Origin of the sequence: Gulosibacter chungangensis (genome assembly GCF_008831155.1) — a bacterium.
Classification (GTDB): Bacteria; Actinomycetota; Actinomycetes; order Actinomycetales; family Microbacteriaceae; genus Gulosibacter; species Gulosibacter chungangensis.
On sequence record NZ_WBKB01000008.1, the window covers coordinates 83,294 to 98,785 of the forward strand.

The window sequence follows — 15,492 nt, forward strand, 5'->3', positions numbered from 1 at the left end:
GTCCGCAAGGGCCTCAATATTGAGTTCACTACGGGGTCAGTTGGTCGAGTGCGTACTGGATTTCGTCCTCGGTGAACTGCTCGTACTCGAGCTGAGTGCGTAGGTCTTCGTACTCCAGGATGTTCTCATCGAGATAGCTTTCTGCCTGCAGGTACGCCTGTTCGTTCCAGTCAACGTTGGCGCCGTCCACCGCCGCCTCGGCGTCTTCCTGAGTGAAACCATCGCGAACAAGTCGTTCGATCAGCCCGTCGCGTGAGTAGTTTGAATACTCGAGGATGTCGTCAACTTTGAGGTGCGCTTGCTCGGTTTCGTCAATGTTGAGGAGCTCTACCGCTGCGGTGGCTTGCTCTGTAGTGAAACCGCGGCTTTCCAAACGCTCTATGAGATCAGTCTCAGAGTATGCGCCGTAGTCCAACGCGTCGACCGCGGCAAGCCAAGCTTGTTCGTCCCAGTCGACGTCGAGGTTCGCGACGGTTTCTTCCGCCACGTCACGATCAAAGCCTTCATATTCGAGCTGATCTATGAGTTCGTCCGGACTCATCGGAATCGAGTCGAGGTACCACCAGGCCACCTCGACCGGATCTTCCTCGTCATGGGAGCTATAGGAGTAGCCGCTGTCGGAATCCGTGTCGGTACTGCTGTCGCTGTCGTTGCCGAGATTGCTACCCCAAATGACAAGGCCGATGATGAAAATCACAATGACCCAAATGCACCCAGCGCCGGTCTTCTTTGCCGTCTTGGCGGCGTTCGCGGTGGCTTTTCCTGCCTTATGTTGAGCCTGTTGCTTGGTGCGCTCGGCTTTCGCTTTCACGGATGAGGCGAACTGCTCGCGAGCCTGGGCGTTCGCCTGCTCCTGCGCTTGCGAGAAGGTCATGCCGCCGGACGCGGTGGCGCGGGCCTGATCATAGGCTTGCCGCGGGTCATAGTTCGTTTGTGGGGTGTAGTGCTGTTGCGGCGTGTAGTGCTGTTGCGGGTTGTAGTTCTGCTGCGCGTTATAGCTCGCGGTGTGGCTGGATGTAGTGGCCGAGTCGGATGCAGAAATCTGGGATTCGGCATTGGTTTGGGCGGATGCCGAGGTCTGGTTGGATGCAGAGGCCTGACTGGTTGCAGGAGTTTGGGCATCTTGAGCCGCTGCGTTGGGTTGCTGTTGTTTGGCACCGCGCCCCGCGACAAGTCCGGCTCCCGCTGCGAGCCCGGCGGCACCTGCGAGCGCCGCACCTGCGGCTTGTGTCATGCCGCTCGCACCGGTTTTCTCTGCGGCCTCCCGAATCCAGGGCTGGTCTTTCAGATCCGAAATCAGCTCGGAAGCATCGAGACCAGCGGTCGGCGCGTGACCGAGTGTCGGTGTAACACCGATTGTCGGTTCAACCTCGAGCGCAGGCTCCGCCCCAAGTGATGGAATCAATCCCTGCACAATTTCGGCGCTCAGCGAGGGCTCCGACCTCAGTGACCCAATGGGACGTGGTGCTCGCCCAGCCGCGGCCTGCGGATCCTCCGATTCTGCAGCCGAGTCGGAGCGAAAGAGCGAGCTGGCACTAAGTAGCCCAGCACTGAGCGAACCTCCGGCGCTTAAGGAAAACTTGGCAGGATCGCGAAGCGCAGGTTCCGCATCGCCCGAGGGCTGAAGCAACTCACGCGCTTCGCGACGCCGCGTATCCCACCGCGATGCGCGCCCAGACCCAGACCCAGACCCAGCATCCTGCCCACCGGTCGACCGTGATTCACCCGTCCAGGCCGCGCCATCGAAATACCGCTCGACGCCGCGTTTCAGCGGGTCGGGATACCACCCAGTAGAGGTTGGGTTGGCCCATGGGTTCGACATTGGTCCTCTTTTTTGAGCTCGCGATGGATGCAATGTATTGCGCATTCATGGCACAACTTCTGGCTGGGCGACAGTTTGCAAACCTGACCCGTGAATGCTGCAAAAAGCATAGCCATTCGGTAGCGCTTGCCCAGCGGTCAGCGCCTAATTCAATCGCCAGGCTGACGAACGCTGCCGATAAAGAGCGATGGCACACCACGTAACGATGTCGCGACTCTTAGAACGGGGGCGGCCCGTATTCACCAACCGGCACAAACACCGGACCGTGAGGAATCGGGCTCGTCGTTGCCACTTGCCCCAATGGGGTGCGCCATTCCAAAACCCCTCCACCCAAGTTCGTTACTGTCCAAGGTTTGCGGTGTTTCTGGACATGGTGGGCACGACATAAGTGCGCAAGATTATCCACATCGGTGGGGCCATCTTCGCTGTATGGATGCGTGTGATCGGCATCACAATATTGCGCTGGTCGGACGCAACCCGGGAATCTGCAGGTGCGATCTCGGACCTCCAAGAATCGACGCATCCCGATAGACATTTCGTATTTGTCGACAGCCGTGACTTGCCCGGTTACCGGGTGGATGAGGATGCGCTCAAGGAAGGAAGCATCGCTCGCGAACTGGCGAGCCTGTTCAATACTCATTGGCTGCGTCCCGTTCAAGAGTGCGGGCCCATGCCCGTCTGCACGCCAGCCGGAGCATTGTGTAGTGGCCCCGCCCTTGTTGGCATCGCCCGCAGCGGCTTCCTTGGCAGTCTTCTCGACCATGCGTTCTGCATCCAGCAACGAAAATGCGGGCACAGTTACGCTCACGGTCGTCTTTACCCGTGATTCTCCAGGAGCCGAACACAGCAAAGTCTCGATAAGCAAATCAGCGCGCATCTGTGGCAACGTTCGGGTGTCTGGCTGGAACGGTTCCGGCTCCGGCAAGCCCTGCTCGCGGGCTCGCTTAACCTCCGAAGCATGTTCGGCAGCGGCCTTGGCGTCTATTTCCCGCAGCTCCCGAGCACCAAGTTCGAGCAATTGCATAGCTGGTGCGAGCAACTCACTCGGCAAATATGCGTCCAATCGCGCCATCCCAAAGCCGTCGTGTCGGTAGGAGACGCTTCGACTCTGCCGCGCTCGGGCATGGGCCTCTTCAAACGCCATGGCCGCGATTGTTGCTGCGGCTTCTTCGGCAAAGGTGCCTGTCTGACCTGGCGTGTGACCTACCGCAAATTCAAGCGTGACCGCGCCATACTCGGCGACATGCTCTTCGGACAGTTGCCGTCCATGTCGCAACATCGTATTGACATGGCGCAGATCGACTTTCCCCTGTTCGAGAGCTGTCAGCCAGTCGGGGAGCTTTGTGGTCAGAAGGCGTGCATCGCCCGCACGGTTGCGAAGCGTTGCGTCGCTCTCATTGGTGGAGATTGCAAACTCACCCACTATCGACGTGAGATGCCAGGAAAACACGCGCTGTTCACTCTCGGTGTCGAACCGGATATCGCGAATCTTTCGCGGCGTTGTCGACCCACCAGCGATACTCATCAACGCGCGCTCTAAGGCAATGTCATATGCCACTGCGAGTGCCCGGATTTGGGCTGCATCTGCTGCGGCTCGTGCCCGGAATGCGTCATTAAATCTCGTGACTGAAGCAAGCACCTCGTCGTGCCGCACTTCGTCCGCTTCGCACGACGCACCAAAATTTGCACGCGGACGACGCTTACCCCTTACCGAACTTTGAGCACCCGTGGGCGTTTGTCTGCCTGTGGGCTTTGATAAATTGCGATTTGGCCCACCCCAGGAGAGGCCTGATGGAGTGACATCCTCACCATTCGACGGCAACGAACTCGTCGCACCGGTCTTCGGAATGTTGTTAGCAGTATCGGGAGCGAGGAACGCTCCCCCAGTGCCCCCTTCCAGGTTGCCGCCCTTGTGAGACGTGGTTGCTACCTTCTTCGCTTCTTTCTCAGCCTCGAGTTTCTCTTTACGAGCCGCGCGGAGGTTTTCAATGGTCCGCTTGTAACGCGTCCGCTTGGCTGGGCGCGAGGCCGGGACTGCTTGAGTCGCAATGGGATCGCCATACGGAGGCAGATCAAGAAACTCGGACGTATTCAAGATTCGACCGTCCGTTGGACGAACGACAAAGGCAGCACCGGGTACAGCAGCACCCGAGACCGAAGAATGATCATCAACGATAGTCATGAGCACTTTCACCTCCCCGTCGCAAGGTTCACATGAGCATTACTGCGAACTGATACAACACAGGCTATCGAACATAAATCTTAATTACAAGGGTTGCTAAATGGGATTTTTTGTTCCATCATTAGTGAGGATCCCACGTGGCGAACTGTCTCCCGGAGGCTAACCTGAGCCACCGACATCGAGACTATTAATCGCTTCACCCGAAACCAGTCCGACCACCGAGTGACCCTGGCCTTTTACGAACTTAAAGAGCGATCCCGCATCGACCCCAGCATCCTTGCGGGCACAAAATTTCACGACCATCCACCTTCCGAGACGGCAGCCACAAGACCAAGAACCGCAACGTAAGACCCGATACATAAGACTTGTATAGGATGGCTTGGTTATCTCGACATAGAGATATCTCGACCAAGGGTCTCAACCAATACCCGACCCGAAACCCACTTCATTAGGGAGTTTCCGCGCATGGCGAAGATCATCTACACGCACACCGACGAGGCACCTCTCCTCGCGACTTACTCCTTCCTTCCGATCGTTCAGGCTTACGCAGCCAAGGCGGGCGTCGAAGTCGACACCCGCGACATCTCGCTCGCCGGCCGCATCCTGGCCGCTTTCCCCGAAAACCTCACCGAGGAGCAGCGCGTGGGCGACGCCCTCGCTGAACTCGGCGAACTCGCGAAGACTCCCGAGGCGAACATCATCAAGCTGCCGAACATCTCGGCATCGGTGCCGCAGCTGAAGGCCGCGATCGCGGAACTGCAGTCGCAGGGCTTCGACATCCCCGACTACCCAGAAGACGGCGGTGACGCCGAGATCCGCGCACGCTACGACAAGATCAAGGGCTCGGCAGTGAACCCGGTCCTGCGTGAGGGCAACTCGGACCGCCGCGCGCCGGCCGCCGTGAAGAACTTCGCCAAGAAGCACCCCCACTCGATGGGTGATTGGAAAGCCGACTCGAAGACCAACGTCGCCACCATGGGCGAAAACGACTTCCGTTCGAACGAGCAGTCGGTCATCCTCCCCGCCGACGACACCCTCAGCATCCGCCTCGTTACCCGCGACAGCGAAGTCTCGCTCAAGGAGAACCTCAAGGTACTCGCGGGCGAGGTTGTCGACGGCACCTTCCTGAGCGCCACCGCGCTGGATGCATTCCTCGCCGAGCAGATCGCCGTCGCGAAGGCTGATGACGTGCTCTTCTCGGCACACCTCAAGGCGACCATGATGAAGGTCTCCGACCCGATCATCTTCGGTCGCATCGTCCGCGCCTTCTTCCCCTCGCTCTTCGAGCAGTACGGTGAGGTGCTCGCCGCCGCAGGCCTGTCGGCCAACGACGGTCTCGCCGCAATCATCGCTGGCGCCGAAAACCTCCCCGAAAAGGACGGCATCCTCGCCGCGATCGACGCCGACTACGCAAACGGACCGCGCCTGGCGATGGTGAACTCGGACAAGGGCATCACCAACCTGCACGTACCCAGCGACGTGATTGTGGATGCATCCATGCCCGCGATGATCCGCATCGGCGGCCACATGTGGGGCCCGAAGGGCGAAGAGGACGACACGCTCGCCGTCCTCCCCGACTCGAGCTACGCCGGGGTCTACCAGGCCGTAATCGAGGACTGCAAGGCTAACGGTGCACTGAACCCGGCCACCATGGGCTCGGTTGCGAACGTGGGCCTGATGGCGCAGAAGGCTGAGGAGTACGGCTCGCACGACAAGACCTTCCAGATCGAGGTCGCTGGCCGCGTCGAGGTCCTCAACTCGGCTGGCGAGGTGCTCATCGCGCACGACGTCGAGCCCGGTGACATCTGGCGCGCTTGCCAGACGAAGGATGCTCCGATCCGTGACTGGGTCAAGCTCGCTGTCACTCGTGCTCGCGTTTCGGGCCAGCCGGCCGTGTTCTGGCTCGACGAGACCCGTGCGCACGACCGCAACCTGATCGCGAAGGTCAACGAGTACCTCGCTGACCACGACACCGAGGGGCTGGACATCCGCATCCTCTCGCCGATCGAGGCTACGAAGTTCTCGGTAGAGCGCATCCGCCGCGGTGAGGACACCATCTCAGTAACCGGTAACGTGCTCCGTGACTACCTCACCGACCTCTTCCCGATCCTCGAGGTTGGTACTTCGGCGAAGATGCTCTCGGTGGTTCCGCTGATGAACGGCGGCGGCCTCTTCGAGACCGGCGCCGGCGGTTCGGCGCCGAAGCACGTCCAGCAGCTCGTGGAAGAAAACCACCTGCGTTGGGACTCGCTCGGTGAGTTCCTGGCACTGGCGGAGTCCTTCCGCCACGAGGCAACGGCTGGTGACAACGCCGGTGCGGCAGTGCTGGGTGCTGCCCTCGACAAGGCCACCGAGCGTCTGCTCGACGAGAACCAGTCGCCTTCGCGCAAGGTTGGCGAGATCGACAACCGCGGCTCACACCTCTACATCGCCGCGTACTGGGCGCAGGAGCTCGCTTCGCAGACCGAGAACGCCGAACTCGCTGCCGCGTTCAAGCCGGTCGCTGAAGCCTTCGCTTCACAGCTCGACGCGATCGCCGCAGAGCTCGTGGCCGCGCAGGGTGCAGCTGTTGATCTCGGTGGCTACTACCGTCCCGACGCCGAGAAGGCCGCAGCCGTAATGCGCCCCTCGAAGGCGTTCAACGAGATCCTGGCGCAGCTCGCGTAGGGGTCGTCGTGCGGGCTGAATAATCCCGCGAGTTTTATGCCGCCAGCGTGGGGTCCACGGTTATCTGACCACCGACTCCACGCTGGCGGCATATTTTTCCGCGTCGCGGTGCACCGGGTCCTCGGAAGGCGCATCCACCCACCCCGACGCGCACCAGCTCCTCGCGAGGCGCGTCAAGATCAAAAATCGGAAAGCAATCGGCGGGTCAATGCCTGGGTAGAGGTGCATTGACCCGCCGATTGTTTATGCGAGAGAATTTTTCCGACATCGCTTGCAGTGAACGCTGTCAGTAGTAAGGTTAGCCTCCCCTAATAGTTTCGACAAGGGGTCGGAACAAAATCTTCTCGAAAGGCAACTTCATGCGCCTGAAGCGCTTCGCTGCAGCCGCAATCGCGGCAGCCCTCATGACCTCACTCGCCGCTTGTGCGAGCGATTCCCCCAACAACACCGAGGAAACCAGCGGTGCCGCATCCGACGGTGAATTCCCCATCACCATCGAGCACGCCTTCGGCGAGACCGTAATCCCCGAAAAACCCGAAAACGTTGCGACCATTGCTTGGTCGAACCAGGATGTTCCCCTCGCACTTGGCGTCTCCCCTGTCGGCTTCCCCGCCGCTAGCTGGGGCGTAGAAGACGGCAGCGGCATGCTCGAGTGGACCAAAGCCGCCGTAGACGAACTCGGCGCCGAGCCGGTGCTCTTCGATGAAACCGACGGCCTCGACTTCGACGCCATTGCGAATACGCAGCCGGATGTCATCCTCGCCGCCTACTCGGGGATCACCGAAGAGGAATACAACACCCTCAGCCAGATCGCCCCAACCGTCGCTTATCCCGAAATTGCCTGGACGACCACCTGGCGTGACGTGATCAAGGTCAACTCGACCGCACTCGGTATGGCCCAGGAAGGCGAGGCCCTGGCCGCCGACCTCGAGGACCTGCTCGCTGAAAAGCGTGCCGAGCATCCCGATATCGAAGGCCTGACAGCAGGCTTCTTCTACGGTGGCGACGCGACCGATCTGTCCACGGTGGGCTTCTACAACACCAGCGACCCTCGTTCCGCATACCTCGAGGACCTCGGCCTTGCGGTCCCCGAGAGCATCGCTGCGACCCAAGACCAGAGCCAGTTCTACACCTCGATCAGCGCCGAGAACGTCGACCAGCTCAACGACGTCGACATCATCGTCTTCTACGGTGACCAGGCTGCGCTGGATGCTTGGAAGGCCGATCCGCTGCTCAGCCAGATCCGTGCCGTGCAGAACGACTCAGTCGTGCTGCTTGGTACCGACGGCGCGTTTGCGGCTTCGGCAAGCCCCTCGCCGCTGTCGATCCCGGCATACCTCGACGACTACCTCACGTTGATCTCTGAGGCTGCCGCGAAGGTCCAGTGACCACTGCATCCATCCCCCGGACCATAGGTCCGGATAACGCTCCAACTGCGCCGCGCGTGCGGGTGCCGAGGGCCCTCATTGCCCTCGGCATCTGCCTCGCGCTGGTCGCGATTTCAGTCGTACTCTCCGTGGCGTTTGGCGCGCGGCAGGTCAGCTGGGAAGAAATCTTCGTCGGTCTGTTTGGCGAACCATCCAGCCTCGGCGAGATCGCAGTGCACGAGCGGGTACCGCGCACCGTGTTCGCACTCATCGCCGGTGCCGCGCTCTCGGTCTCGGGAGCGCTCATGCAGGCCATCACCCGCAATCCGATCGCTGACCCGGGTGTGCTCGGGATCAACACCGGCTCGTCGCTCTTTGTTGTGGTTGGCATTGTCTTTTTCGGGATTGTCACGATCGACCAGTACATCTGGCTGGCGATCATCGGCGGCGCAGCCACCGCGGTGTTCGTCTACGTGATCGGCTCAGTAGGCCCGGGCGGAACGACCCCCATCAAGCTCGCCCTTGCGGGTGTTGCCACCGCCGCCGCCCTCACCTCAATCATCACCGCAATCGTGCTCCCCCGCCCGAACGCGATGGACACCTACCGGTTCTGGCAAATCGGCAGCGCCGGCCGCGGCGACTGGGACAATATGCTCACGATCGCACCCTTCCTGATCGCAGGTGCCCTCATCGCGCTGCTTTCCGTCGGCGCACTCAATGCCCTCGCACTCGGCGATGAGGCCGCCACCGGCCTCGGCGTCAACGTCACCCTAACTCGCGCTGCCGTCGCCGTCGCTGGCGTGCTGCTCTGTACGAGCATCACGGCCGTCGCCGGGCCGATCGGGTTTGTCGGGTTGATGGTCCCGCATGTGATTCGGATGCTCGTGGGGCCGGACCAGCGCTGGTTACTGCCGCTTTCAGCCCTGGGAGGTGCGGCCCTCCTCACCTTCGCCGACACCCTCGGCCGGGTGCTTGGCCGGCCATCAGAGATCAACGTGAGCATCCTCACCGCGATCCTCGGGGCACCGATTCTCATCTTCATCGCCCGGCAAGCAAAGGTGCGTGAACTGTGACCGACGACACCAACCACGGCATCCAGGCACCGTCGACGCTCGAACGCCTCCAGGCCGGCCGTCGCGCCCGCACCGCACGCTTCCTCACCGTGACGATCATCCTCGGCGTGATTGCGATCGCGCTGTGGTGGACCATGGTGCTCGTCGGCGATGTGATCTATTCCTTCGGGGAAGTCTTCGCCGTGATGCGCGGTGAACAGGTGGCTGGCGCGAGCTTCTCTATCGGAACCCTGCGCATCCCCCGCGCCACCGCGGGACTGCTCGCGGGCCTCGCCTTCGGGGCTGGCGGGTATCTCTTCCAAACCATTTTGCGCAACTCCCTCGCGAGCCCGGATGTGATCGGCATCACCTCCGGAGCGAGCGCCTCGGCGGTCTTCGCGATCCTCGTCCTCGGGCTCAGCGGTGCCGCAGTCTCGGCGATCTCGGTCATCTGCGGCCTCGCAACGGCGCTGGTGATCTACCTGCTGTCGTCCGGACGCGGCGGGCTCGGATCGCGACTGATCCTGATCGGTATCGGGGTCGCGGCGATGTTCAACGCGGTGATTTCCTACCTGATGCTGCAGGGCGACGCCTACGACCTGCCCAAGGCCCTGCGCTGGCTCTCCGGCAGCCTCAATGGCATCAGCTGGGACAGCATCCCGATGCTCGCGATCGCGGTGGTCGTGTTTGGCGGTATTCTGCTCGCCAATGCCTCGAAGCTCGGTCCCCTCGAGCTGGGTGAGGATGCGGCGGTCGCCTTGGGTGTGCCGGTCAACCGCACCCGTCTCTCGCTGATTCTCGCCGGCGTCGCGCTCGTCGCGTTCGCGACCGCCACCACCGGGCCGATCGCCTTCGTGGCGTTTCTGTCCGGACCGATTGTGACTCGGCTCGTGCGGCATACCGGCCGATCGCTGCTGGTGCCGTCGGCGTTCATGGGCGCGATTTTGGTACTCGCGAGCGACCTGATTGGCCAGTTCGCGTTCACCACCAACTTCCCGGTCGGGGTGATCACCGGCGTACTCGGAGCCCCGTACCTGATCTATCTGCTCGTCCGTCAAAACGCTCAAGGAGCATCCACATGACCCGCAAACCGTTCACCGGTCGCGGTGCTAAACCCGAAAAACCAGCGGCTCCGAGGCTTCTCTCGACCGCCGAGGAAGCTCCTGGTGAGTCCGCCTTTTCGTCCCTCACTCAAGCTCGCGGGGAGTCCGCTGTTTCATTGCCCGCACAAACTACCGGTGAGGCCGCCGTTTCATCCCCCGCGCAGTCGGGTGCTTCGGCACGCCGGCAGGCTGTGGCTCGCGAGCTGCAGGCGGTCGAGCTCGCGACCGGCTATGGCAAAAAGACCATTAGCGAGAAAGTCGATCTGCGCATCCCGGTCGGGAAGATCTCGACGATCGTGGGCGCCAATGCCTGCGGGAAGTCGACGCTGCTGAAGACCCTGGCGCGCATCCAGCAGCCACTGTCAGGATCGGTGCTGCTCGATGGCAGATCGATCCGCGAAATCCCCACCAAGCGACTCGCCACAAAACTGGGGCTCCTCCCCCAACAGCCGATCGCGCCCGAGGGGATGGCGGTCGCTGATCTCGTGGGCCGGGGTCGGCATCCGCACAAGAAACTGCTGCAGAGCCAGAATCGTGAGGATGCGCAGATCATCGCCGAAGCGCTCGACGTCACCGGCACTTCGGCGCTCGCCGACCGGCCGGTGGATGAGCTCTCGGGCGGGCAGCGGCAGCGCGTGTGGATTGCGATGGCGCTCGCGCAGCAGACCGATGTGCTGCTGCTCGACGAGCCGACCACGTTTCTGGACCTCGCTAACCAAGTGGAGGTGCTGGATCTGCTGACCGATCTCAACCGATCACGTGGGACCACCGTGGTGATGGTGCTGCACGATATTAATCTCGCGGCGCGCTATTCCGACCACATGATTGCGATGCGCGGCGGACAGGTCGTGGCTGCTGGCGCTCCTGCCGAGGTGGTTACCGAAGAGCGGGTGCGCGAAGTGTTTGGGCTCGAGGCCCAGGTGGTGGTTGATCCGGTTTCGGGTGGGCCGCTGATCGTCCCTCGTGGACGCCACCATGCGCGATCGGCTGCGGATTCTGCGGCTGCTGCTGCGGCGGAGAATGCTGCGGCGCACGCTGCCGAACGTGCTGCCGGTGCTGCTGCTGCCGGTGCTCCAGGTGTTCCCGAAGCTGCCGAAGCTGCCGAAGCTGCCGAAGCTGCCGACCATGCTGCTGCACGCGCGAAGCGCATCGATCCTGTTGAAGTTATTGCCGATTCTGTTGCTGAGGAGATTCCATGACCCAACCGTTCAAGTTCTTCCCCGTTCGAGTGAGCGCGATCCAGGATCTGTCTTCGGGGTTCCGCCGGTTCACGTTCACCGACCCCTCACTCGCGACCTTTGCCGACCCAGGTTTTGATCAGCGAATCAAGCTCGTGTTCCCGCTTGCCGGCGTGGACTATTCGGAGCTGCTCGAGACCACCGACTGGTACGACACCTGGCGGCAGCTGCCTGACGAACGTCGTCATCCACTGCGCACCTACACCACTCGCTATGTCCGAGCGGCCGACTGCGAGCTCGACGTGGATGTCGTGGTGCACGGTGAAGCAGAAAGTGCTGTGGCGGCGAGCGAGGCGACCGTAGGCCCTGCATCCAGCTGGATCGCGAATGCCAAGATCGGTGACGAACTGTTGATCCTCGGGCCGAATGCCGAGTATGACGGTGAGCCCGGCGGTGTCGATTTCGTGCCGCCCGCGCAAACCGAGCAATTCCTCATCGCCGGCGATGAGACCGCGGCGCCTGCGATATCGGTGATTCTCGAACAGCTCCCGCGGGAGGCGCGCGGGATCGCCGTGCTCGAAGTTCCATCGGTGGATGATGCTGGGTATCTGCCGGAGCATCCGGGAATTGAGGTGCGAGTGGTGCCGCGTGCGGATGCCGCGCACGGTTCGGCGCTAGTCGCCGCGACCCGCGAGGCCGTGGCCGAGATCGCGCCGGAGGGCACCCCGCAATCGGTCGAAGAAATCGATGTGGACTCTGACTTGCTGTGGGAGGTTCCGCGTCACGCCAAGGGCGGGGCAGCACTCAAACGCACCACGCTGTACGCCTGGCTGGCGGGCGAGGCCGGTGCCGTCAAAACGCTCCGGCGTCACCTGGTGTCGGAACGCGGCATCGACCGCCGCACCGTCGCCTTCATGGGCTACTGGCGCCTCGGCAAGTCCGAAAACTAGCTGCCGGGTGTGGCGCATACGCCCCACCCCACACCAAATACCACCGAAAATATAGTCGACCACTTTCCTGAGAGTGGTCGACTATATTCTCGGTGGTATCGCGTCGAGGCTGGGGGTGGTATCGCGTCGAAGCAGGCGGCGAAAACCGACTACTTGCGGTAGTTCGGTGCCTCAACCACCATCTGTACGTCGTGCGGGTGCGATTCCTTGAGGCCGGCAGGCGTGATGCGCACGAAGCGGCCGCGCGACTGCAGCTCCGGTACGGTGCGGGCGCCGACGTAGAACATCGACTGGTGCAGGCCACCGGTGAGCTGGAAAACGTTCTGTCGAACGGTGCCGCGGTACTGCACCTTGCCCTCGATTCCCTCGGCGATCAGGTCGTCGTCACCGGGAACATCGGCCTGGAAGTAGCGGTCGCGCGAGTACGAAGTCTTCTTACCGCGAGTCTGCAGCGCGCCGAGCGAACCCATGCCGCGGTAGGACTTGAACTGCTTTCCGTTCACAAAAATCAGGTCACCGGGCGACTCGTCGGTACCGGCGAGCAGCGAACCGAGCATCACCGAGTTCGCACCGGCAACGAGTGCCTTCGCGATGTCACCCGAGTGCTGCAGGCCACCGTCGGCAATGATCGGCACGCCCGAACCGCGGGCAGCCTTCGCGGCCTCGTAGATCGCGGTGATCTGCGGCACGCCAACGCCGGCGACCACGCGAGTGGTGCAGATCGAACCTGGGCCAACGCCAACCTTCACTGCGTCAGCACCGGCGTCAATGAGCGCCTTCGCACCTTCGGCGGTCGCGATGTTGCCACCAATAATGTCCACGCCGCTGAATGCCGGGTCGGTCTTGAGGCGACGGATCATGTCGATCTCACCGCGCGACTGCCCGTTCGCCGTGTCAACCACAATCACGTCAACGCCCGCGTCGCGCAGCGCAACGGCACGATCGAAAGCGTCTCCAAAGAAGCCGATCGCCGCGCCCACGCGCAGGCGGCCCTGAGTGTCCTTCGAGGCATCCGGATACTTGTCGATCTTGTCGAAGTCCTTGACCGTAATCAGGCCCTTGAGCACACCGTTGTCATCCACAAGCGGAAGCTTCTCGATGCGGTGCTTGCCGAGCAGACCAAACGCCTCTTCGCCGGTAATGCCCACGCGACCGGTCACGAGGTTTTCCGAGGTCATGACCTCCGAAACCTTGGTCGTCTTCTTCTCGCTGTCCGGAACGAAACGCATATCGCGGTTCGAAATGATGCCGACGAGCTTGCCGTCGCCGTCCACCACGGGCAGGCCCGAGATCCGGAACTGGCCGCACACTGCATCCACTTCGGCGACAGTCGCGTCAGGCGAGGTCGTGATGGGGTTCGTGACCATGCCCGATTCCGAACGCTTGACGCGGTCGACCATGTCGGCCTGGTCTTCAATCGACATATTGCGGTGCAGGATGCCGAGGCCACCTTGGCGGGCCATGGCGATAGCCATGCGCGATTCGGTCACAGTGTCCATCGCGGCGGAGATGAGCGGCACCTTCACCGAGATGTTGCGCGTGAGCTGCGTGGTGGTGTCCACTTCGGAGGGGATGACGTCCGTCTCTTCCGGCAGCAGCAGGACGTCGTCGTAGGTGAGTCCAGTAAACGCAAATGGGTCGTGCTCGGTCATATTGACGGTTTCTCCAGTTATTCGGCGAGGGAACGCGGCGAAACAGTCGGCCGTTCTCGCGCAGCACGCGGCGGCCGCGTTCGCCTGCGAAATACGGCGGGTAATTCATCCTACGCGCCGATTGCACTTTCGGCACGCGGGAGCGATTACGCTGCGGGCAGGATGCGCTCGGGAATATTCTCCTCCCACCGCTCCATTTTTCCCTGCGCGCTAACTCGTCGATGGATCTACCCCGGCACACGGTCGGCACGCGACCAACTACGGTAGAGCGCATGGATCGCGAAGACTTGACCGCCTTGCTCACCACCGAGTCGATGGCGCTACTCGAGCAATTCGCGGAACTCGACACCGCCCGCGATGCGCTCGGCGCGGTCACGGCCCTGCGCAAGGCGGGGGCGGATACCCGCACGAGCGCCGCGATCCTCACCCAGCTGAAGTTCCGTCGCAAGGCGCGCGGCAAGTTCGGCGAGTTCGCAAACCGAATGCTCTTCACCGAAGACGGCCTCGCCCAGGCAACCAGGCTCACCGTCGCGGCGCACCACGGCAATCGATTCCGGCAGGCAGGCACAAGGCGCATCGCGGATCTCGGTTGCGGAATCGGCGCGGACGCAATGACGTTCGCTGCACTCGGGTTCGAGGTCGTGGCGGTCGAGATGGATGAGGTCACCGCCGCGATCGCCACCCACAATCTCGCACCCTTCCCGAACGCCGAGGTGCGTCACGGCCGCGCGGAGGAAACAGACCTGTCCGAATTCGACGGAGTCTTCCTCGACCCCGCCCGCCGAACCGCTCGGGAAGGTGCCACCGAACGCGGCGCATCCAGGCGGCTCGCGAATCCGGCCGATTGGTCGCCCTCCCTCGATTTCGCATTCGGCTGCGCGCAATTCGATAGGTCGGTCGGCGTCAAACTCGGCCCGGCAATCCCCCACGAGCTGCTCCCCGACGATGGCGAGGCGCAGTGGGTGTCGGTCGGCGGCGAACTCGTGGAGTGCGCGGTGTGGCTCGGTCCGGCCGCGCGCGAGGGAATACGCCGCTCGGTACTCAGCATCCGCGATGGCGCAAGTCACGAAATCTCCTCGCGCACCACGGCAGCGGATGCGGTGGATGCGCCGGTCGGCGAGCTCGGTTCCTGGCTCCACGAGCCCGATCCGGCGATCATCCGCGCACGGTTTATTGGGGATCTCGCCCGGCAGCTCGGCGGTCGGATGATCGCACCCGAAATTGCTTGGATCACCACCTACGAGGAAGTCTCCTCGCCATTCGCGCAGTCCTTCCGGATCGTCGAGCAGTTCAAACTCGACAAGTCGCTGCTCAAGCGCGAGCTGAGGTCCCGCGGGATCGGCACCCTCGAAATCAAGGTGCGCGGCGTCGACATCGACCCGGCAGAGTTCCGCAAGCAGCTGAGCCTCAAGGGGGATGCATCTGCCACCTTGATTTGCACCCGCGTGGGTGATCGCCGGGTCGCCATCCTCGCCGAACGCGCCTAACCCGCCCGATCGTTGATTACGATGAGCCCGCT

At 62.4% G+C, this 15,492-nt stretch carries 10 protein-coding genes and 2 pseudogenes; 7 read left to right on the forward strand and 5 right to left on the reverse strand.

Annotated elements, in window-relative coordinates; genetic code table 11:
- Positions 1 to 28: 28 nt before the first annotated feature.
- From F8O05_RS11955 to F8O05_RS14840, 4 genes and pseudogenes are all read right to left on the reverse strand, one after another.
- Positions 29 to 1,405, reverse strand: coding sequence for an Ltp family lipoprotein (locus tag F8O05_RS11955; protein WP_225735897.1), 1,377 nt, complete (start codon positions 1,403 to 1,405; stop codon positions 29 to 31).
- 312 nt (positions 1,406 to 1,717) lie between these two features.
- A pseudogene (locus F8O05_RS15340) lies at positions 1,718 to 1,867 on the reverse strand (DUF2510 domain-containing protein); the annotation flags it as partial.
- A 172-nt stretch (positions 1,868 to 2,039) separates the two neighbouring features.
- Entirely contained in the window at positions 2,040 to 4,004 is a 1,965-nt protein-coding gene (locus tag F8O05_RS15345; RefSeq protein WP_158052982.1) for an HNH endonuclease signature motif containing protein, read from the reverse strand.
- Between the two features lie 159 nt (positions 4,005 to 4,163).
- A complete protein-coding gene (locus F8O05_RS14840) occupies positions 4,164 to 4,301 on the reverse strand; it encodes a hypothetical protein (protein WP_192497168.1) in 138 nt (45 codons plus the stop codon).
- 168 nt (positions 4,302 to 4,469) lie between these two features.
- Here F8O05_RS14840 and F8O05_RS11965 point away from each other — a divergent pair, with 168 nt between their 5' ends.
- The 6 genes and pseudogenes from F8O05_RS11965 (at position 4,470) to F8O05_RS11990 (ending at position 12,321) form a co-directional block, all read left to right on the forward strand.
- Complete coding sequence (locus tag F8O05_RS11965; RefSeq protein ID WP_158052983.1) at positions 4,470 to 6,671, forward strand: NADP-dependent isocitrate dehydrogenase; 2,202 nt, start codon at positions 4,470 to 4,472, stop codon at positions 6,669 to 6,671.
- Between the two features lie 359 nt (positions 6,672 to 7,030).
- Positions 7,031 to 8,059 carry an iron-siderophore ABC transporter substrate-binding protein gene (locus F8O05_RS11970; RefSeq protein ID WP_158052984.1) on the forward strand — a complete coding sequence of 343 codons (1,029 nt, stop codon included), beginning with the start codon at positions 7,031 to 7,033 and terminating at the stop codon, positions 8,057 to 8,059.
- A complete protein-coding gene (locus F8O05_RS11975) occupies positions 8,056 to 9,111 on the forward strand; it encodes a FecCD family ABC transporter permease (protein WP_225735890.1) in 1,056 nt (351 codons plus the stop codon). The genes F8O05_RS11970 and F8O05_RS11975 overlap by 4 nt, the downstream gene beginning before the upstream one ends.
- Positions 9,108 to 10,172 (forward strand): FecCD family ABC transporter permease, encoded by a 1,065-nt coding sequence (locus F8O05_RS11980; protein WP_225735891.1) that lies wholly within the window; start codon positions 9,108 to 9,110, stop codon positions 10,170 to 10,172. The genes F8O05_RS11975 and F8O05_RS11980 overlap by 4 nt, the downstream gene beginning before the upstream one ends.
- A gap of 212 nt (positions 10,173 to 10,384) precedes the next feature.
- A pseudogene (locus F8O05_RS15105) lies at positions 10,385 to 11,176 on the forward strand (ABC transporter ATP-binding protein); the annotation flags it as partial.
- Between the two features lie 212 nt (positions 11,177 to 11,388).
- Positions 11,389 to 12,321, forward strand: coding sequence for a siderophore-interacting protein (locus F8O05_RS11990; RefSeq protein ID WP_158052985.1), 933 nt, complete (start codon positions 11,389 to 11,391; stop codon positions 12,319 to 12,321).
- Positions 12,322 to 12,470: 149 nt separating this feature from the next.
- Here F8O05_RS11990 and guaB read toward each other — a convergent pair whose 3' ends face one another.
- Entirely contained in the window at positions 12,471 to 13,973 is a 1,503-nt protein-coding gene (guaB, locus tag F8O05_RS11995) for an IMP dehydrogenase (RefSeq protein ID WP_158052986.1), read from the reverse strand.
- Positions 13,974 to 14,245: 272 nt separating this feature from the next.
- Between guaB and F8O05_RS12000 the strand changes: the two genes are divergently transcribed.
- Positions 14,246 to 15,460 carry a class I SAM-dependent methyltransferase gene (locus tag F8O05_RS12000; protein WP_158052987.1) on the forward strand — a complete coding sequence of 405 codons (1,215 nt, stop codon included), beginning with the start codon at positions 14,246 to 14,248 and terminating at the stop codon, positions 15,458 to 15,460.
- Positions 15,461 to 15,492: the final 32 nt, after the last annotated feature.

Bases quoted from the DNA above. Each gene is read 5' to 3' on its own strand.
- F8O05_RS11970 (WP_158052984.1), top strand. From the start codon at position 7,031: ATGCGCCTGAAGCGCTTCGCTGCAGCCGCAATCGCGGCAGCCCTCATG.
- guaB (WP_158052986.1), bottom strand. From the start codon at position 13,973: ATGACCGAGCACGACCCATTTGCGTTTACTGGACTCACCTACGACGAC.
- F8O05_RS12000 (WP_158052987.1), top strand. From the start codon at position 14,246: ATGGATCGCGAAGACTTGACCGCCTTGCTCACCACCGAGTCGATGGCG.
- F8O05_RS15345 (WP_158052982.1), bottom strand. From the start codon at position 4,004: ATGACTATCGTTGATGATCATTCTTCGGTCTCGGGTGCTGCTGTACCC.
- F8O05_RS11965 (WP_158052983.1), top strand. From the start codon at position 4,470: ATGGCGAAGATCATCTACACGCACACCGACGAGGCACCTCTCCTCGCG.
- F8O05_RS11990 (WP_158052985.1), top strand. From the start codon at position 11,389: ATGACCCAACCGTTCAAGTTCTTCCCCGTTCGAGTGAGCGCGATCCAG.